The organism is Spirosoma sp. (genome assembly GCF_048594605.1).
Lineage (GTDB): Bacteria > Bacteroidota > Bacteroidia > Cytophagales > Spirosomataceae > Spirosoma.
Genome location: NZ_JBMDWV010000173.1, coordinates 1 through 20,203, shown reverse-complemented (window position 1 = coordinate 20,203; position 20,203 = coordinate 1). Strand labels below are relative to the sequence as shown.

Below are 20,203 nucleotides of genomic sequence, written 5' to 3'. Positions count from 1 at the left end.
TGAAATAATTATCATATTATTGCTTGTTTGTTATCAAATTTAAAAAGAGTGCCATTGGATGTATAATAAGAAGTTTGGGAACTGACTTATTATATTCGCAAATTCGAATATATTTTTTATGCAATTTTACATTTCAATTAACTACAAATCTCCCAATCCAACTTTATGAATAATTTTCACAAGAGAGAGAAATCTCTGAAGAGATTTCTATGTTCGCTTAACAGCAAGCTACAGTTAACCCAGCGGCTTTATCTATTGTTTTTTGCCTTTACTATTTATCATGCAAATGCGCAGACCTATCCAGCAGGTTTTAGTCAGGTGCAAATCGCTAGTGGCCTGAATAACCCCACTGCGATGGCGTTTGCACCAGATGGACGTATTTTTGTAACAGAACAGAACGGTCAACTTCGTATTATCAAAAATGGTAGCTTGCTGCCCACTCCTTTTGTTACAATAAGTAACGTATATTCATCGGGTGAAGCTGGACTTAATGGTGTGGCATTAGATCCCAACTTTACTACAAATGGATATGTATATCTTTACTACACAGTTCCTGGCGCACCATATAATAATCGCATTAGCCGATTCACTGCTGTAGGCGATGTGGCTCAGGCTAACAGTGAGACATTAGTTTTAAACCTAGACCCGTTAAGTTCAGCCGAGCAGCATAATGGTGGAGCCATGAATTTCGGTAGCGATGGTAAGCTATATGTAGCTGTTGGTGACAGTCGCAATCCTGCCAACGCTCAAAATCTGGATATCTATCTAGGGAAAATTTTACGCATTAATCCCGATGGTAGCGTTCCGGCGGGGAATCCATTCACAACTGGCTCAGAACAACGAAAGCGCATCTGGGCTTACGGGCTACGAAATCCCTTTACATTTAGTATTCAACCAATAACCCAGCGCATATTCGTCAATGATGTTGGAGAGGGAAGCTGGGAAGAGATCAATGAGGCTACCACAGGGGGACTTAATTTTGGCTGGCCAGAAGTTGAAGGAACCGCTCCAAATCCGAATCCCGCCTACACAAATCCAACTTACGCTTATTCACATATAGGGGGACAATGTGCAATTTCGGGAGGGGTATTTTTTAATCCATCTTCAACAACTTATCCTAGCAGCTACATAGGCAAATATTTTTTCCAAGACTATTGCACCAGTTATATTAGTGTACTAGACTTATCAACTGGGGCAGCAACTCAATCATATTTCGCCTGGAATTTGGGAGGGCAAGCAGTAGGGTTAAATATAGGCCCTGATGGTAATCTCTATTATATTAGTCGTTATGGGGGAGGCATTAATAAAATCATTTATACGACCAACGCTGCCCCTAATATAGTTAGCCATCCAACGAGTACGACGGTTTTTCAAGGTCAATCAGCAAGTTTTTCCGTGACCGCAACCGGCACTGCTCCTCTATCTTATCAATGGCAAAAGGGTGGGATTAATATTCAGGGAGCGACCTCCTCTACTTATACCATTGCCAGCACAGTCGCAGCCGATGCCGGTCAGTATCGAGTGATTGTTAGCAATTCATCCGGAAGTGTAACTAGTAATCCAGCCACGCTGGCCCTGACGGCCGCAAATCAGCTTCCCACGGCTACTATCCTCTCCCCCGCTAACAATACCATTTATCGGGCAGGGGATGTGATCAGCTTTTCGGGGTCGGCAACGGACCCTGAAGATGGGGTACTACCAGCCAGCGCCTATAACTGGACGGTTGAGTTTCATCATAATGTCCATTATCATCCAGGCCCTTCTATTCCGCCAGGCATCACAAGCGGCCAATTCGCAACGGCTAATCAGGGCCATGAAGTGGCAGCCGATGTTTTCTACCGCTTGATACTAACAGTAACCGATTCAAGGGGCGGCACCAACTCAACGTATGTTGATATAAACCCCCACGTGGTTACGGTCAATTTTACGACCACGCCTGCCGGCTTGAACCTTGTTTTAGATGGTCAGCCCGTTACTACACCGCGTACCCAGCAATTCGTATCCGGCCTCATCATCCCCCTAAGCGCTCCTTCATCGCAGACGCTAAATAATTCAACCTACCTTTTTGACCAATGGAGTCAGGGAGTTGTAACAAACGGTACGATCACTATACCTGATGTCAACACAACGTATACAGCCAATTATAAACTACCTGTCGATGTAACCCCTGTCGTTTATGCCCAACCTTCTGTTCACTACGGTACTAATAATGCCAGTGTGGTGGTTGAGTTGTATGAATTGAATGGGGTAGCTACTAATAAGACTGTTACGGTTAAAGTGGCTAAACAACCGCAGATCCCGCTGATTTACTCTCCGTCGTCCACTTCGGTGGGAGGGCGCGCGGTACAAAACAGCGAATGGAGCTTTGATGGCATCTCCGATGAAGATTATTATGTACTAACAAAACCGGCGATGAGTGCAGGGGGTGTTAGCGCTTTCGGACTGACTGGAGTATTCAACCCTGGTTACACGTCAGGAACATTAACGGTGAACGCGGTGGCAAATGTGGCGGGGAATAGTGAGGTCATAATGACCAACAACACAGATGCCGACAAAATTGAATATTATCAACAGTAATCACTCATGAATTTTAATAACGCTGTTTTGCCTCATTTTCTCTGAGGCAAAACAGCGTTACTTTTTATAATCATTTTGCCACTGGCGTCATGGTAACTACAATGGACTTCGACGTCGGAGTATGACTTTTTTCGGCAATCGAATCAATCGGTACCAGTACGTTTGTTTCGGGGAAATAAGCCGCACAACACCCTCGCGGAATGTCGTACGTAACGACGACAAACCGATGTGCGGTACGCTGTTGACCAGCGTAAAAGCTGTGTATATCCACTATCTGCTTTTCCTGTAAGCCCAGATTGACAATGTCGTCGGGATTCATGAATACTACGCGTCGTTCATTGTAAATACCTCGATAACGATCGTTGTATCCGTAGACTGTCGTATTAAACTGATCGTGGCTACGGATGGTCATTAATAGTAATTCGCCTGTTTGCAGATCATGATAAGTTGGCGTATTGATCGTAAAGTGGGCTTTGCCATCCTTTGTTTTAAATTCACGAACACGAGGGCCGTTCGGAATATAAAACCCTCCCGGCTTGCGCACCATCTGATTATAATTGTTAAAACCCGGTACAACCTGTTCAATAAGATCGCGGATAAGATCGTAATTGGCAACAAGGGCATCCCAATTAAGCTGCCCTCGCCTAACTTCCTGATTCGGCAGTACGCGTTTAGCCAGTTCACAGATGATAGCTACTTCACTTTTGAGTGTGTCTACAACCGGGTCAACTACGCCATGCGACTGAGCTACTACGCCCGTCGTACTTTCGCAGCTAACAAACTGCTCTCCAGTGGCTTGCCTATCCCGATCCGTGCGTCCAAGGCAAGGTAATATCAATGCTGTTTCGCCGTGAATCAGGTGGCTGCGGTTGAGTTTGGTCGATACGTGAACCGTTAATTTACACGTTCTCAGCGCTTCAGCCGTATAGTTGGTATCAGATACGGCCATAGCGAAATTTCCTCCCAGTCCGAAAAATACTTTTGCCTTACCTTCATGCATCGCTTTTACTGATGCGACTGTATCGAAACCATCTTTACGGGGTGGCTCAAAGCCGAATACTTTCTTCAGCGCATCCAGGAACTCAGGTTTAGGCTTTTCCCAAATACCCATTGTTCGGTCGCCCTGTACATTACTATGCCCACGGATAGGGCTGGCTCCTCCGCCTTCGATCCCGATACTACCTTTCAGCAATAACAGGTTTATAATTTCATTGATGGTATAAACGGCATTTTTGTGCTGAGTCAGGCCCATTGCCCAGCAGATAATCAGCCTGGGGGTGTGTTTAAACAGATCAACTGTTTTCTGAATTTGCGCTACGGCTAAGCCGCACTGAGCAGCTAATTCGTTCAGGTCATACTGATCCAAACTCTTAACAAACGCTTCATACCCTGATGTGTATTGCTGGATAAATTGCTGATCCAATACGTTTCCGGGCGACTTCTTTTCCTCGTCCAGCAGTATTTTACACATGGCTTTCAGCAAAGCCAGATCGGAGTTGATACGTACCTGCAGGAATATGTCTGTCAACTTTTCGGCTCCAAGCAACATATCCCGCGGACTTTGCGGATTTCGAAACGCCAGCAGACCCGCTTCACGTAACGGATTTACGGCTATAACCTTCGCGCCATTACGTTTGGCCGTTTCGAGGGGAGTCAGCATACGTGGGGCATTGGTGCCCGGATTCTGACCCATAATCATAATCACATCCGCTTTTTCGTAGTCTTCGTATTTAACGGATGCTTTCCCCAGCCCTATCGAGTCAGCCAGCGCCACGCTGGTAGATTCGTGGCACATATTTGAGCAATCAGGCATATTGTTGGTACCAAACATTCGAACGAATAACTGATATACAAAAGCTGCTTCGTTACTGGTTCGGCCCGACGTATAGAAGATGGCTTCGTCTGGAGAGTTCAACGAATGAAGCTCATCCGCAATCAGTTGAAACGCATCGCCCCACTCAATAGGCTCATAATGGGTGCCACCGGGACGTAGTACCATGGGCTGCGTGAGTCGCCCCTGCTGGCCCAGCCATAGATCCGTTTTCTGTAGCAGTTCCTCCACCGAATAGCGCTGAAACAGAACGGGCGAGGCCGTATGACTGGTCATTACTTCATCAGCAACCGCTTTCGCTCCACTCTCACAATACTCAGCAATAGCCGAACGATGCCCGTCGGGGTCGGGCCAGGCGCAGGAGGGGCAGTCGTAGCCATCTTTCTGGTTCAGCTTGATCAATGCTTTCCAGCCGCGCCCGGTACCTGTTCCATGCAATACGTGTTTAAAAGACGCTACTATAGCCGGAAGGCCAGCGGCTTCATCATATGGCTTTTCGATCTTGAGTTCGCCAGTCAGTTCTTCAGGGGGCGTATTACGGCTCATATTCATTGATTCAATTTGGTCAGGAAGCAACTAAACCAATAGCGATAGAATGCTGTCGTGCATCAGCGCTATGTGCAAAATAGCAACACGGTACGTTCTGAGCTTCAATCCGCCCCAGGATTTCGCGGGTTTTGGGCTCATTCTTCCCATGAACCTGTCGAATATAAACACAACGTATCTGTTTTGGGAAGTGCTCAACTACTGAGGCATAGATCGTTGGGTCTTCCTGCGTATCATCGCCGAGCAAGATAAACTGCTGATCCGGATACGTTTCCAGGATTCGTACAATCCGCATAAACTTGGTCATGTGTTTATTCTGACCAGTCTTCAGCACTTCGTTCAATTGCTTGAGCGGACTTAGCAGATATACCCCATCGGGAAGGCCATTCTTTCTGGAAAACTCCAGAATATAATCGTACAGATTCCATTCGCTGCTCGATACGTAGAAAAATGGATTGGTAGCCCCCGGGCCGCTGTTTGCTTCAGCCAGCAACTTGTAATGTGCCACTACGCCTTCAAACGGTTTTCGAGTATGTGCATTTTTCGTAAGCAGTACCTTAAGTCGTTTAGTAATGGTAGCTGAATGAGATACTAAAAAAGTATCGTCGATGTCCGAAATGCAGGCAAACGGTGTTGTGTCTGGCACCAGAACCGTCCCTTCAAACACTTTGCCGTTGGCTTGTTTTCGGTTCGACACCAGCTCTGCCCGAACAGGATGCCAGCCCGCAGTAAGCGGATTATTCAGCGAAATTTCCACTCGAAAATAGCCATTCTTATCCGTCGTTGTCTCAGCCGATTGCCCGTTTACGGAAACCCGAACAGTTGCCTTAATGCAAGGTTGAACAAGAAACAAACGCAGCAGGCCCAACGTATTGACGAGTGCATTGGTACGGTATTTTTTACGAGGTAAGGCACTACGTTGAAACGCGCTGCCGTGAATAATTAGCTGGTTCTTGTTGCCAAACCCACGGTATAATTTTATGGCAGGCTGCTCAGATAACCGCAGGAGTTTAAATAAACGCTGCTTTAATCTATCCTTCAGGCCTTTATTTTGTTTATATAGCGATAGGGATTGTACGGCTTCCATACGTTCAGTCGATACGTTCCTTTTATAACTTATAATTCACGCAGAAGTTGACTTTTTTATTTGTTATTAATCCCGTTTCGGGTGGACAAGATAAAACAGCCTGGGAAGATGGCATTCGGACTTTTTTCGCCGATTCCCCACATACTGTCCATCAATTCTATCTTAACGGCAAGACCGACACAGAACTTATCCGGCAAAAGCTTTCCGAGCACAAGCCCGACCGAGTAGTGGCCGTTGGGGGTGATGGTACGCTTAAACTCGTAGCCGAGCAGCTTCTGGATACGTCCACTCCTCTCGGTTTACTGCCTGGCGGGTCGGCCAATGGAATGGCACGTGAACTGGGCTTACCTACGGATGTTCAGAGTAGCCTCGAGATTCTGGTCAATGGTACGCCTAAACCCGTAGATGTTATCTGCGTTAATGATGGAGATGTTTGCCTACATCTAAGCGATATAGGCCTTAACGCTCAGGTCGTTAAGCATTACGAACGAAACAACCTGCGGGGTAAGTTCGGCTATCTGCGAAGCGTCGTGAATGTTTTGCGAAAACGCAGATTACTTCGCTTGTCCATCACCGTTGGGGACGAATGTGTGCATCGGGCAGCCTTCATGGTTGTACTGGCGAATGCCCGAATGTATGGCACGGGTGCCATTATTAATCCGGACGGCGATTTATCAGATGGTCAATTTGAAGTCGTCATTTTTCGCCGGTTGTCGTTCTGGGCAATTCTGAAGCTTTTCTGGCGCTTTCGTCCTTTCGATCCGAAAAATATCGAGATTTATCCCGCTACTTCCGTTGTTATTGAGACACATCGACGCGCCTATTTTCAGATAGATGGAGAATACCGAGGCAGAATCACCAAACTGAATGCCAAAATTCGACCGGGTGCGCTAACGATGCTTGTGCCTGCTACGTAGCGTGGAGCAGGAATGGCGGGGCTGGCTAAAACAATCGGTGCTACCCCTGCCCCTTCACCCGATTGGGTCGACTGTATAAATTAAACCGTTCGTTACGTACAAATCCTGCCAGCGTTATCTCAGCCTCATGCGCCATCTGAACAGCCAGGCTTGACGGTGCCCCAATGGCGCCAATAAACGGAATGCCCCCCATCCAGCTTTTCTGAACTAGCTCTACGCCGATACGGCCACTTAGAAAAACCCCGTATCGATTCAATGGTAACCAGTTTTGCCAGAAAGCCGCGCCTATAAGTTTGTCCAGTGCATTGTGTCGGCCAATGTCTTCCCGGATCAGCAGAAGTTTTCCTTCCGAATCGAACAAAGCAGCCGCGTGTAGACCACCCGTGTAGGCGAATACGCGTTGTGTATCACGGATACGTTCTGGTAATGCGTGGACGATAGACGGCTCAATGGAAAAGTTCGATGCTATGGGGTCTCGTGCGAGAGCCATCACAGCCTCGATCGTCGCTTTTCCGCACAGTCCGCAACTCGATGACGCAAACGTATTGCGCTCCAGGCGCGCCCAATCGACCACTACGTCCGGTTGCAGTTCCACACGAATCACATTGCCCTCTTTCTGCGAATCCTGCACGCAGTGACGACACGAAACAATATCAGTACGCTGTTGAATAATCCCCTCCGTAAACAGAAAGCCCATTGCCAGTTCCTCATCGTGGCCGGGTGTTCGCATAGTTACCGACACAGCCCGCTGCTGCCGGTCGTTGGCAGGCCCAAATCCCAGGCGAATTTCCAGAGGCTCTTCAACAGCCAATAAATCAGGCGTTTCTACAAAACTTTCGCCTGAAATCTTCTGAATAGTAACGGGGGCAACGAGTGGCATACAAGTCTATTTTTAAGACAACACGCCGTAAAAGCAGAAAGTTATCTGACAGACTAAGCTCAGCAGTCGAGCTATCTCAGGCACGCTGTAAAACAAAACATCCCGAAGTTTTGATCGTTCGGGATGTAAGCGAAATTAATCGGCAATACTTAAAAACTAAACGTTGCTGACGCTTTCAGAGCGAACGAATTGATAGGAATGCCATTCGGACCGTCGTTCAGGTAATTGAGCCGGTGAATAGCCTGAATACGTATTAACTTGAAGATATTGTCAATTCCATAGCCTACTTCCATGTAAGGAATCGTCGGGTCAAGTGTGCCAAAATGAACGGTTTTTGATCCATCTTTCATTGGCTTAAAGGAGTCAAGTGCCTGGTTTCGCTTCGACTGGGTTCCCCAGAGTGCATCGACGTTGGCAATTAACCGCCAGTTTAACTTCCGGATACCCGGAATCCGGTTGAATAAAAGCCCTTCAAACCGATGCTGCACATGAATAGCGACAAACTTATCACTCACAAATTCGTAGAACTGCATCCGGTTGAACGTATTGGTCGTCAGCAACGGCGTTGGGTTACCAATGTGGGGGAATAACAGCGGAGCCGGTAGTGTTGAAGGCGTGTAGCCAGCCGACAACAAATACGTAGTACGTCCCAGCGGTCCGAGCCGAAATGTTTGCTGAGCCCGTAAGGTTATCCGATCATAGTTGTAATCGCCCCCCAGCGATTTTGCTCCGCGTGTGTACCGGATCGTGAGGATGGGCGCTTTTTTCGTACCGAGCGTAATCCGCTCATTACCATCCATAATGTATTTTTCTTTCCGGGCCAGACGCGCTTCAATCGACCAATAGGCATCGTTAATATCAGACTTCAACGGCGATAGTTCACCCCAGGCGGGTTGCTCCCGATAGTGAAATGGAAAAAGCGGATCAAATGTACGACTTCCTAACGTTGCCGTAATTAATACACCTTTAACGGGCTCGGTTTTAAAGAACGCTTCTTTTTGGTAGTTCTGATACGCACCCCGGTAACGCCCGAACCGGCTTAAGGCGTAAAAAATCCGATTCCCGCCAATTAACTCGGGGGTCAGGCCCAATCGTTCCAGATCGTTAGAAATCCGAACGCCCGCTATAGTCCAGTGCTGACGCGAGAACAGATAATCAATTTCGGCACCATACTTAAATTTATTATCGAGCGTACCATACGCTACGTAGCCACGTAGCACCCAGTTGCGACTAAACTGTTCGTTCGTGCGGAAACCGATACGTGTTCGTAATCCTTCGACACTGTTGATAGCGAACAGATAAGGATATGGCCCCAAATCAATTCCACCAATTTTATAGAACCCGGTAATAGCTACCTGACCAACGGCTTCGGCCATTTTTACGGCAGGAACGGTCCGTAGTTTATCAATGATCAGGCGAGTTTTCTCATCGCTTTTGTTTAACGAATCGGGGCCCGCCAGATCACGCTGTACAGTGTGCCAGAAAGCCTCATTCGCTGTAGCTACCGTATCGCTCTGCTCAATGGGCTGCTCGTAAAATAAAACGGGGCGAGGGCGATTAACGATTATATTGCTGTTACGTAGCGTCACCTGCGCCCGCAAGCCAAGCGACTGCTTCCCAACACCGGCCAGATCGGCCGTGAGTTTAATACTGACGGGTAGCCAGCCAGCTGTGGCTGACGTACTCGATGCCGAATCAATGGTTGTTTCCAGTTCCTGTTCAATCGTCAGCCCCCGAACGTAGTTCAGGTTGGCGCCGTCGCCGATTCGGGTTTCAATCTGGCAAAGGGCGAACGTAGTGGTATCGATCCAAGCTTTTCCCGTAAAAACGAGATCTTCTTTACGCTTGGGCTCAAACTGTATTTCATAACAGGTATGGTCGCCAATCTGGGTAGTATCGGCCAGAAAAAACTCGTACCAGTTACGCCAGTTATCGCCGATGGGCGAAGCAAAATCTTTGCCCAGAATAGGAATGTAGTTGTCGTAAAAATTCTGACTGACCAGATTTGTTCCCCCCAGCAGTTGCGAACTCAACCCTGCATCATCGACCGCTACGCCTTTGATACGTGTTTTGCGAACATCCTCCCGTTTTCGTTCGGGACTTGATCGGAAATAATAGCGTGAAACTGATTCTGAAGCCAGCAAAGGCAACAAGCGGTGCCCTTCGTTATCGACAATCGAGTCATGCTTGCTCATGGCCTCGTTAATCTTCCTGATCAGCGGATTTTTACGCATCCGGTCTGTTACATGACTGAGCGCGACTTCGGTTTTCACGTAGCTATCGTACTCGTAGGCTTTGAGCCGCTTCCGGTCGTTCATCGTCCGATTTTTACGGAGCTGACGTAGCACGCGCCAGGCGGGGTTTTCGCCAGCCCGAACGGTTACTTCCTGTAAAGCAGTTCCGGCAGATTCCAGCTTAAAATCCACAGCCTGTGTAGGCCGCTCCGGATCAATAGCCCGGCGAAGCGTTTTGTAGCCCAGCGAGCTGACGGCCAGCGAGTCTGTCAGTAACTTAGCAGTGAGTGTGTAGCGCCCCTGCATGTCAGTAACGACACCGACCCGACGCCCAACCAGCGCCACGCTCGCAAAGGGGATGGGTTCGCCTGTATTAGCATCGGTTACTAAGCCTGTAACTTTATAGACAGTTTGAGCCTGAGCTGATGAAGCCGTTCCGATAAGCAATACCCATAAAAATAGCAAAAGAGGGTGTGGATGTAACTGAGTCTTCAATTGTTGGTAGTCTTTGTTTTTCTGTTTTTGGTCTGACGAATTTAAGCGAATACAAACACCGAGGAATGAACGTACTGACTCAAATGCTACAATAAGACAATCAACTGTTGAATAACCCCTACAAATTGTTAGCTTATCTACAAGTACGAGTTTTCAAATTTAAAAATATTTTAAGTAATTATCACCAGAATATTTATAGCTATTTTTACCCATCTTTACGACTAGCCAACCAACCATATCCGGTCGGCATCAGCGCCTTGCTCCGTCCATTCAACAAGCACCTGCTGCGACTCAAGGGTATTTACGCGTATACCCGTATAGTCGGATTTAATGGGTAGATCGCGGTTGTATCGACGGTCGATCAGCACAAGCAATTCCACTTTACGCGGCCGCCCAAAGGCAGTCATCGCGTCAAGAGCAGCCCGTACCATCCGGCCAGTTGCCAGTACGTCGTCAATCAGAATGACGCGCTTATTTTCAATAATAAACGGTACGTTCGTTGCGTTCGGACGGAGCGGGCTATCACGTCGACGAAAATCATCCCGATAGAACGTAGCGTCTAAATGCCCCAATGGTACGTCGTACCCCAGAATGCGATTAAGCTCGCGGCCGACGCGTTCAGCAAAATAAATTCCCCGCGGCTGCATCCCCAGAATAACAGTATCCGTAAAATCCTGGTAATTTTCGATTAATTGTTGCGTCAATCGACTGATAACAATCTCGAGCAGCGGGCTGGACAGAATTAGGCGTTGTTGGTTCATGGAGTAAAAATAGTTGTAAGTCAGCAAGGTGTAAGGAGCCGGACAAAAAAAACAGCCTTTCTGCTCACCCATCGATACGTCCTAAATCATACAAATGAAGTATTGTCTGAACGCTCTTTTTAATGTTGCTTGCCGCCGAAAAAATTCTGATGTCTATGAGACAGGGAGTTGTACTTAGTCTTTCGGTTTTTCTGAGCTTACTGGCAACAGCAACCCAGTCTCAGAATCTTGCTGGTTATTGGCTGGGTGTTACGTATCCGTCTGACCCAAAACAGGCCGTCTACAATTACACCATGACCTTAACACAGAACGGAAATACGTTGGGGGGCACGGCACAAACGGCTAATCCGAATCTACCATTTGGCGGACTCGCTTATTTGTCAGGCCAGCTGACATCAACGCAAATCACGTTTAGCGAAATGGATAAAAATGGCAGTACTACCGTTCAGGATGTATGTTTCTGGCGAGGCACGCTAACCTACAATGCCGCCGACGAAAGCCTGACGGGTGCATACGAGAACATTACAAACGGGGTTACCTGTAAGGACGTGGGGAGCGGCAAGGTTGAATTGTATCGGATCATTCTCAAATCTGGCAACAAATTCTGCAAAGGCGGCCCTATTAATCTGCTGGTCACAGGAAAAAATATTCGCTGGTACGCTTCGGCTTCCCGAACCAATATGCTGGCTGTTGGTAATACGTATTCACCCAAAATCAGCCAAACAACAACGTTTTATATCACACAAACGCTTTATCAGACCGAAAGCCCGGTCGTACCGATAACGGTCGAAATTGTAGAACCAACATTTACTGTCCGACCGCTCAATACAGGCTGCAGCCAGACCGACAGCGCCATTGAAATTGTGGCCCCGGCGTCAACAGATTGGCAATACAGTTTGAACGGCGGTACGTTTCAGACAAAGCCGTTATTTACTAGCCTTAAACCTGGTTCTTACACGGTGGTAGCTAAAGACGCAGCCGGTTGTCAGGCCGAACAGGTTGTTACGTTAACGCCCGAAAATGGACCCTCAATCACCCAATTGGCTACTACGTCCCCCCAATGTGAAACGGCCAATGGTAGTGTGAACGTAATAGCTGCCGGTGGTAAAGCGCCCCTTACGTATTCGATGGATTATGGGCAGACTTTCCAAACCAGTTCACGTTTCAGCCAGCTATCGGGCGGAACGTATACGTTTCGAGTGCGCGACGCAAACGGGTGTGAGTTTAATCGAGTGGCGACTTTACCCAGCTACAATCCGATGGCCGTTCTGAGCGTCACTGGTTCACCAACTACCTGCGGCCAGCCCAACGGCCAGGTAATAATTACAACGGCTGGCGGTATCTTCCCCGTTACGTATAGCCTTGATAAACAATCTTTTCAACCGAAGGGAACGTTCACCAATTTAAAAGCTGGTGATTACACCATCACCGCTCGGGACAGTGCCAATTGTACCGTTAGTCAACCCGTTGGGGTGGCAACCAGCAAAGGCCCTCAAACCGACAATTTTAGCGTAACACCGGAGAGCTGTGGGCAACAGAATGGAGCTATTTTTATTACAGAGAATAGCTCAGCTAACGTTGTTGAGTACTCGCTTGATGGACAGACGTATCAACGTACGACTAATTTTTCAGGCTTAAAAACGGGAGCTTACCGTCTTACAGCAAAGGACTCCAGTGGTTGTATGGCCATGGTCGACGTAACAGTTCCAACCGACTGCGCGAATTTGATTCATCTGCCGACAGCTTTCTCTCCCAATGCCGATCAGCAGAACGATGCATTTGTGGTTCATTTTGCGCAGCCTTCGCTGACGGTTTTACGCCTTACTATTTTCGACCGATGGGGCGCGGTCGTATACAATCGGTCTGGGTTTGAGTTGCTCAGTGGTGAATCGGTTTGGGATGGTCAGGTCAATGGACGTACAGCGCCAGCAGGTGTTTATGTTTATCGACTGGATTGTCAATTTCCTGACGGCACCCAAACCACGTATCGGGAGTCGATTACATTATTGATTAAATAATCTGAACAACGAAAACAGTTTGTCGGCTTGCGATTGGCCTAAATACAAAACGCCCGGCATGGGTTTTCCATGCCGGGCGTTGATCTTGATATTATGCAATTTTGTGGAGAATATCGGATTCGAACCGATGGCCTCTACAATGCCATTGTAGCGCTCTAGCCAACTGAGCTAATCCCCCAGAAAAACGCTATTCTGCGTTTTGTGGGTGCAAAGATGGGCAAAAAATCGACGTACCACAAACCCGGACCTGTTTTTTTTAATTTCCCTATAGAACTGTTCCAGTTACTAATGTTAAGTTTGTTTTGTGGTATCAATTACGTAGTTTTGATACTATACCCGACGCCGTATGCATACCGTTTATATCATTTACAGCCCCTCGACCGATCGTTATTTTATCGGCCAGACAAAAGACCTGAGAATCACGTTGTGGCAACATAATGCCAAAACGAACCCGGCTACTGCCGACGGGAAACCGTGGGAAGTAAAGTTTACACAGCAATTCCCTACCCGTAATGAGGCTCTAAGTCTGGAAATGAAGCTGAAGAAAAAAGATCGTGCCTACTGGGAAGAGTTTATCACCACCGCTCAACAAGCTGCTGTATAGTAGATAGCATTCAACATAAAAAAACCGCTCTCGAAGCGGTTTTTTCGTTTACAAGTCATTGATTGTCTGACAATCCGTATCGACTAAGCGTTGGTATAGTTAAAATGGACGTAACGCTTTCACAAAACGTCCCTTGAAATAATCGCTGTACAAATTATCCTCCCGAACACCCCGCGATGATGATGCATGAATAAATCGGATGTTCTGATTCCCATTCACTTCTGTCACAATACCCGTATGCGATACGTATCCAGCCTGGCCTTTGTCAGGCACAAAAAAGATCAGGTCGCCGGGTAAAATATCCGTCACCTCCACTTCGTGCCCCACTTCTGACTGCTGCCAGGAAATACGAGGCATTTTCAGACCTACCGTATTGAAAACAGCAAACACCAGGCCCGAACAATCGATACCATCGGTCGTATTCCCGCCAGAACGGTAGGGTGTACCCGTGTATGTACGGGCAATTTTCACAACCTCCGGTACGTAGCGATTTTCGTATGTACGACTATCCACGACTTTACCGGTCGGTTTGGCAGCGCTTGATGCTGTTGTTTTGTTTGCCGTCGATGTCCGGGAAACCGACGATGAAGGCCGACGGGCAACAGAATGCGATGAGGAAGGTCGGCGGCTAACCGATGGCCCAGAAGAACGTAGTGCGCTACAGGCCGACAGCAGTGATAGCAGTGATACACTTAGCAGTAGGGAGCGGGTCGTTCCCCAGGGTAAGCGATGTTGCATAAACAGAAATGAATTAGAGAGCCAATGAATGTATAGGCTGAATAACTTAGCCAATTCATAAAAATCTGAAAACATTATGAATTGATTATCGTTGCAACCTATTAAATTTTCATAGATAACGCAATTCGTTTACGTATCTTATCCACCTCCATCACCTTAACTTTTACTTTCTGGAACACTTTCACTACACTTTTCGGGTCTGATACGTAGTGATTGGCCATTTGTGATACGTGCACCAGTCCATCCTGCTTCACGCCGATGTCCACAAATGCGCCAAAAGCTGTGATGTTTGTAACTACGCCCGGCAGTATCATTCCTTCCAGCAAATCATCAATCGATCGAACGCGAGCGTCGTATTCAAACACCGACAACTGTTCGCGTGGATCGCGGCCGGGCTTAGCCAGTTCAGCCAAAATATCACGTAAGGTGGGGATTCCAACGTCGTTTGTTACGTAGCGCTCAGGCCGGATTTGCTCACGCAGGTCGGCTCGCCGGACTAGGTCAGCAACGGTACTCTTTACGTCGGTTGCCATTCGCTCTACAACAGCGTATCGTTCCGGATGAACCGCACTATTGTCCAGTGGATTTTTAGCGCCTTCAATACGTAAAAAGCCGGCGCATTGCTCAAACGCTTTCGGCCCAAGACGGGGCACTTTTTTGAGCTGATCGCGGGAGGTAAACGCACCGTGCTCAGCCCGATAGGCTACAATATTGCCGGCCAGTTGCGGCCCCAATCCGGAAACGTAACGTAGCAAATACGCACTGGCGGTATTAAGAGACACACCCACCTGGTTTACACAACTTTCGACCACCGTATCCAGACTACTTTTGAGATCAGTCTGGTCAACATCGTGCTGGTACTGCCCCACCCCAATAGATTTTGGATCAATCTTGACTAATTCAGCCAGCGGGTCCATTAGCCGACGCCCAATACTCACGGCCCCACGTACGGTTACGTCCCGATCCGGGAATTCGTCGCGCGCTACGTCCGATGCGGAATACACCGATGCCCCCTGCTCACTGACCATGAAAACCGGCTTATTTAGGTTTAGGCTATTAATAAAGTCCTCAGTTTCGCGCCCAGCCGTACCGTTGCCGATCGCAATAGCGTCAATTTTGTATTGAGTCACTAGTTTCTGCACCACCTGAGCTGCCTGTTGTCGCTGATTGTCCGACTGAGTCAGATACAACACCGTGTCGGTCAGCAAGTTTCCCTGCGCATCAAGGCAAACCGTTTTGCAGCCGGTACGGTATCCCGGATCAATAGCCAGTACGCGCTGCTGGCCGAGGGGCGGACTCAACAGAAGCTGGCGCAGGTTATCGGCAAAAATCTGAATGGCTTCCCGATCCGCTTTTTCTTTCGAAGCATTGGCAAACTCCGTTTCGATCGACGGTTTAAGCAAACGTTTATAGCCATCACGAATAGCCAGGGAAACCTGCTCTTTACAAGCCGGAGTACCCGACCGTTCTGCCACAAACTGCCGCTCCAGCCGTTCAATAGCAGCCTCTTCGTCTGGCCCAATACTGACTGACAGAATCCCTTCGGTTTCGCCCCGACGCAATGCCAGTAGCCGGTGTGAAGGTACACGACGTAGTGGCTCGGCAAAATCGAAATAATCTTTAAACTTTACGCCTTCGATGTCTTTTCCTTTTTTCACAACCGACCGAATAATACCCTCTCGCTCAAACAGATTCCGGATGCGCTGACGGGCGTCTACATCTTCGCTCACTCGCTCGGCAAGAATATCGCGGGCACCCTGCAAAGCATCGTCGAGCGTGGGGACGGCATCCGATATGTACCGTTGGGCGATCCGTTCGACGTTCGGTTCGCGCTGGGCAATCAATACGTTCGCCAGAGGCTCCAAACCCCGCTCAATTGCTAACGTAGCGCGAGTTTTACGCTTCTGTTTGTAAGGAAGATACAAATCCTCAAGATCGGTAAGTAAACCGGCCTCCTCAATTTTCCGGCGTAATTCAGGGCTTAGTTTTCCCTGCTCATCAATGGCTTTGAGAATAGCCTCCCGGCGTTTGTCGAGATCGAGCAGTTTTTGATACGTGTCCCTGATCTGAGTAATTTGTACTTCATCCAGTGGGCCACGATTGGATGCGGTTGCTTCCTTGCGATAACGGGCAATAAACGGAACAGTAGCTCCGCCATTCAGTAGTTCGACGGTTGCGGCAACTGATTTCTGGTTGAGGCCAAGCTGTGCTGCAACGCGCTGTTCAAGCGATTGAATCATGCAATTTAAATAACAATAGAACCGCAAAAATGGCGCTACGAACTGACAGGGCAAAAAAAAACATGCCTTCTGGCATGTTTTTACAACGGTTGTCTTCTATATCTTACAATTAAGCTATTTCGACATTTACGGCATTCAAGCCTTTCTTACCGCGCTCGACATTGAATTTTACTTTGTCGTTTTCACGGACTTGATCGATGAGGCCGGTAGCATGTACGAAAATGTCTTCAGTGCCATCATCGGGTTTAATAAAACCATACCCTTTGGTTTCATTAAAGAATTTAACTGTTCCTGTTTGCATTGCTTGGTTTAAATTTCGGCTAATAACGACACAATAAAATTGTTTTCCAAATAATAAAGCCAATTTTCAGCTATAAATCAAGGGTTTTATTTACATGTAAACTACTGCACAGTCATCGTATCGCAATTCGTTATTACAGGCCGAAAATCCGCGTTTTTCAGGCCCGGTAGATAGCCATTGGCAGAGCGACTCCGGTCACCCATGCAGGCATCTCGCTACTTTGCGTATTTTTGGCGATTAACTGAATTGAAGAGTAGTGAAGATTGACTTAATTTCGTTCATGCGCGTAGCGGGCATTGTGGGAGCATTACTGGTGGGAGGGCTAAATATGGCTTCGTCGCAGGTGGTTGTCAGCAACGCTGATGAACCTTCTTTATACAGCTATTGCCAGCGTTTTCAAACGCTGTATACCCAGATTCGTGTCCAGAGTGTAACGCCCGATTCGGCCCGGCAGCAGTTTAGCCGAATCATGAACGATTTACAGACGCGGTTTCGCAGTCAGGAAACGTATCATCAGGATTCCCTTCAGCGCGACAGTCTTCAACGTAGCGGTCAGTATTTTTCCTTTCCGATACGTGGTTACACGACCAGCGCTATTGGCGGTACGCACGGCGAAGGCTACCGGGGCGTCGGGTTCGATTTGTTTGATTATAACGTACGGGGCAGCCATCCTGCTCAGGACATTTTCATCCGCGATAAAAATCAGGACAACATCGATGATCTGACCCAGCAACCCGTGGATATACTGGCGATGAGTTCGGGCCTGGTGCTGGCCATTGAATCAGCGTGGAAGCCCGGCTCTGAATATCGGGGAGGAAACTGGATTTGGGTGTACGACCCGATTATGCATGGCTTATTTTACTACGCTCACAATAATCAGGTCGACGTGACACCGGGGCAGTGGGTTCAGGCCGGGCAGAAAATTGCCGAAATGGGACGTAGCGGTTATAATGCGTACAAAGCCCGCTCACCGACCCATTTGCATTTAATGTATCTACAAATCCAGCCGAACGGTTTGCCCTTACCTATCAATACGTATAAGTGGCTTCTGACCGCCAAACTCTCTAAATGAACTATAGAGTTGTAGGGTTATAAAGTTGAAGAGTTGTATACTATAGAACTATTCAGCTTTATAACCCTACAACTTTATAACTCGTCTACGACTCACGCACCAGATTCACTCCTGTAACGAGGAAAATCATACCCACAATAAAAGGAGCGGCTGATTCGGCTTTTGTTATACTCATTCCCAAAACGGATTTGCCATCGGACAGGAACGCGACTAAGGCAAAAAGAACGACAACGACGCCGATGATGGTAAGTGATGCGCCAAAGAAGCGCCGGAAATTGGTATTGTTATTATCCATAAACGAATTAATGTACAATGGTATAGTGAGGAATGGATCGTGTCGGGACGGCAGTTCTGCTTCTAGCCCTTATTGGCATGATCCAATTCTCATTTCTGTTTTTCTGTTAAACCACGTTTGCGGCCCTCTTCCAGTAAATACGGATAAGCAACATCGAGCGAATTGGGAACAATGCCGTCCAGAATCGCTTCCCGCAAAATAGTTTTAAGCTCTCCTACTTCTTTTGAAGGCGGCAGACCAAACGTTTCCATGATCAGCTCACCCGTAATAACAGGCTGAAAATTACGTAGTTTATCCCGTTCTTCCAGATCGTGCAGCTTCCGCTCTACCTTATCAAAGTTACGCAGATGCTTTTGCACACGTTCGTAATTTTTCGACGTAATATCGGCGCGGCAGAGCGCCATTAAGCCTTCCAGGTCATCGCCCGCATCAAACAACAACCGACGTAGCGCCGAGTCAGTAATTTGCTCTTTGGAGAGAGCGATTGGGCGCAGGTGCAGCCGAACGAGCTTTTGCACAAAACGCATATGCTCATTGAGGGGCAACTTCATCGTCCGGAAAATCCCCGGTACCCAGCGGGCGCCTAAATCTTCATGTCCATGAAACGTCCAGCCTACTTTCGCATCAAAGCGTTTCGTAGCGGGCTTGGCAATATCGTGTAACAAAGCCGCCCAACGTAGCCAAAGTTCATTTTCAGGATCAGTGTTATCTTTTCCAGAACGATTGGCAATATTATCGAGCACCTGCAACGTGTGGTAAAAATTATCTTTATGGCCTTTCCCTTCAATGGTTTCAACCCCTCGTAGAGCCACTAGTTCCGGAAAGATCCGATCCAGTAAATTAGCGTGATATAACAGCTTGAAACCGTACGAAGGTGTTGGCGACAGAACAATTTTGTTCAGTTCATCCGTGATACGTTCTCGGGAAACAATCGTGATACGTTCGTTCATTCGCATTATTGCATCGAACGTATCGGGCTCAATATCGAAACCGAGCTGCGAAGCGAACCGGATGGCCCGCATCATACGTAGTGGATCGTCGGAGAACGTTACGTCGGGACTCAGGGGGGTTCGAATGATTTTGCGTTTCAGGTCTTTCAGGCCGTCGAACGGATCAAGCAATTGTCCAAAACCGTCGGTATTCAGACTGATTCCCATTGCGTTGATGGTAAAGTCACGGCGGTTTTGGTCGTCTTCGAGCGTACCATCTTCTACAATTGGCTTCCGCGAATCGCTGCGGTACGACTCTTTCCGCGCCCCAACAAATTCAACTTCCCAATCCTGCCCAGCCTGGATGGCCCGGAGCATCGCCGTACCAAAGTTTGGAAATACCGCTACGTTCGTCTGTAATGCTTTTCCAACAGCTTCGGCCAATTCAATTCCGCTGCCAATGCATACAATGTCAATATCTTTCGATGGCCGTCCCAGCACCAGATCACGCACGAATCCGCCGATCACGTAGGCTCGTAAACCAAGCGCGTCGGCTTGTTGGGCCACGGTATTAAAAATGGGATTCTTATGTAACGTATCACTGAAATTCATCGGTAGTTGGTAGTCGAAAATCGATAGTGATTGGCACAGTGTATTGGTTTTTGCCAGCTACTAACG

General features: G+C 47.8%; 15 protein-coding genes and 1 tRNA gene. 5 read left to right on the top strand and 11 right to left on the bottom strand.

The window, feature by feature from the left end:
• Positions 1–165: 165 nt before the first annotated feature.
• Positions 166–2,577 (top strand): PQQ-dependent sugar dehydrogenase, encoded by a 2,412-nt coding sequence (locus ACOJS8_RS10885; RefSeq protein WP_420148567.1) that lies wholly within the window; start codon positions 166–168, stop codon positions 2,575–2,577.
• 70 nt (positions 2,578–2,647) lie between these two features.
• On the opposite strand, the gene ACOJS8_RS10880 is transcribed toward ACOJS8_RS10885, so the two are convergent.
• Together ACOJS8_RS10880 and ACOJS8_RS10875 are read right to left on the bottom strand one after the other, a co-directional pair.
• A complete protein-coding gene (locus ACOJS8_RS10880) occupies positions 2,648–4,954 on the bottom strand; it encodes an FdhF/YdeP family oxidoreductase (protein ID WP_420148566.1) in 2,307 nt (768 codons plus the stop codon).
• Between the two features lie 19 nt (positions 4,955–4,973).
• Positions 4,974–6,041, bottom strand: coding sequence for an App1 family protein (locus tag ACOJS8_RS10875; RefSeq protein WP_420148565.1), 1,068 nt, complete (start codon positions 6,039–6,041; stop codon positions 4,974–4,976).
• 47 nt (positions 6,042–6,088) lie between these two features.
• Between ACOJS8_RS10875 and ACOJS8_RS10870 the strand changes: the two genes are divergently transcribed.
• Positions 6,089–6,958: a diacylglycerol/lipid kinase family protein gene (locus ACOJS8_RS10870; RefSeq protein ID WP_420148564.1), complete on the top strand. Its 870-nt coding sequence runs from the start codon at positions 6,089–6,091 to the stop codon at positions 6,956–6,958.
• A 40-nt stretch (positions 6,959–6,998) separates the two neighbouring features.
• On the opposite strand, the gene fdhD is transcribed toward ACOJS8_RS10870, so the two are convergent.
• The 3 genes from fdhD to pyrR all read right to left on the bottom strand — a co-directional run bounded on the left by fdhD (position 6,999) and on the right by pyrR (position 11,328).
• Positions 6,999–7,838, bottom strand: coding sequence for a formate dehydrogenase accessory sulfurtransferase FdhD (gene fdhD / locus ACOJS8_RS10865; protein ID WP_420148563.1), 840 nt, complete (start codon positions 7,836–7,838; stop codon positions 6,999–7,001).
• 149 nt (positions 7,839–7,987) lie between these two features.
• Entirely contained in the window at positions 7,988–10,567 is a 2,580-nt protein-coding gene (locus tag ACOJS8_RS10860; protein ID WP_420148562.1) for a DUF5686 family protein, read from the bottom strand.
• A gap of 221 nt (positions 10,568–10,788) precedes the next feature.
• Positions 10,789–11,328: a bifunctional pyr operon transcriptional regulator/uracil phosphoribosyltransferase PyrR gene (pyrR, locus tag ACOJS8_RS10855; protein ID WP_420148561.1), complete on the bottom strand. Its 540-nt coding sequence runs from the start codon at positions 11,326–11,328 to the stop codon at positions 10,789–10,791.
• A gap of 155 nt (positions 11,329–11,483) precedes the next feature.
• Here pyrR and ACOJS8_RS10850 point away from each other — a divergent pair, with 155 nt between their 5' ends.
• Positions 11,484–13,346 carry a gliding motility-associated C-terminal domain-containing protein gene (locus ACOJS8_RS10850; RefSeq protein ID WP_420148560.1) on the top strand — a complete coding sequence of 621 codons (1,863 nt, stop codon included), beginning with the start codon at positions 11,484–11,486 and terminating at the stop codon, positions 13,344–13,346.
• A 104-nt stretch (positions 13,347–13,450) separates the two neighbouring features.
• On the opposite strand, the gene ACOJS8_RS10845 is transcribed toward ACOJS8_RS10850, so the two are convergent.
• A tRNA-Ala gene (locus tag ACOJS8_RS10845) sits at positions 13,451–13,524 on the bottom strand.
• Positions 13,525–13,692: 168 nt separating this feature from the next.
• Here ACOJS8_RS10845 and ACOJS8_RS10840 point away from each other — a divergent pair.
• A complete protein-coding gene (locus tag ACOJS8_RS10840) occupies positions 13,693–13,950 on the top strand; it encodes a GIY-YIG nuclease family protein (RefSeq protein WP_420148559.1) in 258 nt (85 codons plus the stop codon).
• Between the two features lie 99 nt (positions 13,951–14,049).
• Here ACOJS8_RS10840 and ACOJS8_RS10835 read toward each other — a convergent pair whose 3' ends face one another.
• The 3 genes from ACOJS8_RS10835 to ACOJS8_RS10825 all read right to left on the bottom strand — a co-directional run bounded on the left by ACOJS8_RS10835 (position 14,050) and on the right by ACOJS8_RS10825 (position 17,229).
• Positions 14,050–14,688: a C40 family peptidase gene (locus ACOJS8_RS10835; protein ID WP_420148558.1), complete on the bottom strand. Its 639-nt coding sequence runs from the start codon at positions 14,686–14,688 to the stop codon at positions 14,050–14,052.
• Between the two features lie 101 nt (positions 14,689–14,789).
• Entirely contained in the window at positions 14,790–16,928 is a 2,139-nt protein-coding gene (locus tag ACOJS8_RS10830) for a Tex family protein (protein WP_420148557.1), read from the bottom strand.
• A gap of 109 nt (positions 16,929–17,037) precedes the next feature.
• Positions 17,038–17,229: a cold-shock protein gene (locus tag ACOJS8_RS10825; RefSeq protein ID WP_420148556.1), complete on the bottom strand. Its 192-nt coding sequence runs from the start codon at positions 17,227–17,229 to the stop codon at positions 17,038–17,040.
• A gap of 280 nt (positions 17,230–17,509) precedes the next feature.
• Between ACOJS8_RS10825 and ACOJS8_RS10820 the strand changes: the two genes are divergently transcribed.
• Entirely contained in the window at positions 17,510–18,301 is a 792-nt protein-coding gene (locus tag ACOJS8_RS10820; RefSeq protein WP_420148584.1) for a M23 family metallopeptidase, read from the top strand.
• Between the two features lie 85 nt (positions 18,302–18,386).
• Here the strand turns inward: ACOJS8_RS10820 and ACOJS8_RS10815 are convergent, their stop codons facing one another.
• Positions 18,387–18,596, bottom strand: coding sequence for a hypothetical protein (locus ACOJS8_RS10815; protein ID WP_420148555.1), 210 nt, complete (start codon positions 18,594–18,596; stop codon positions 18,387–18,389).
• 89 nt (positions 18,597–18,685) lie between these two features.
• Positions 18,686–20,137, bottom strand: coding sequence for a CCA tRNA nucleotidyltransferase (locus ACOJS8_RS10810; RefSeq protein ID WP_420148554.1), 1,452 nt, complete (start codon positions 20,135–20,137; stop codon positions 18,686–18,688).
• Between the last annotated feature and the right edge of the window lie 66 nt (positions 20,138–20,203).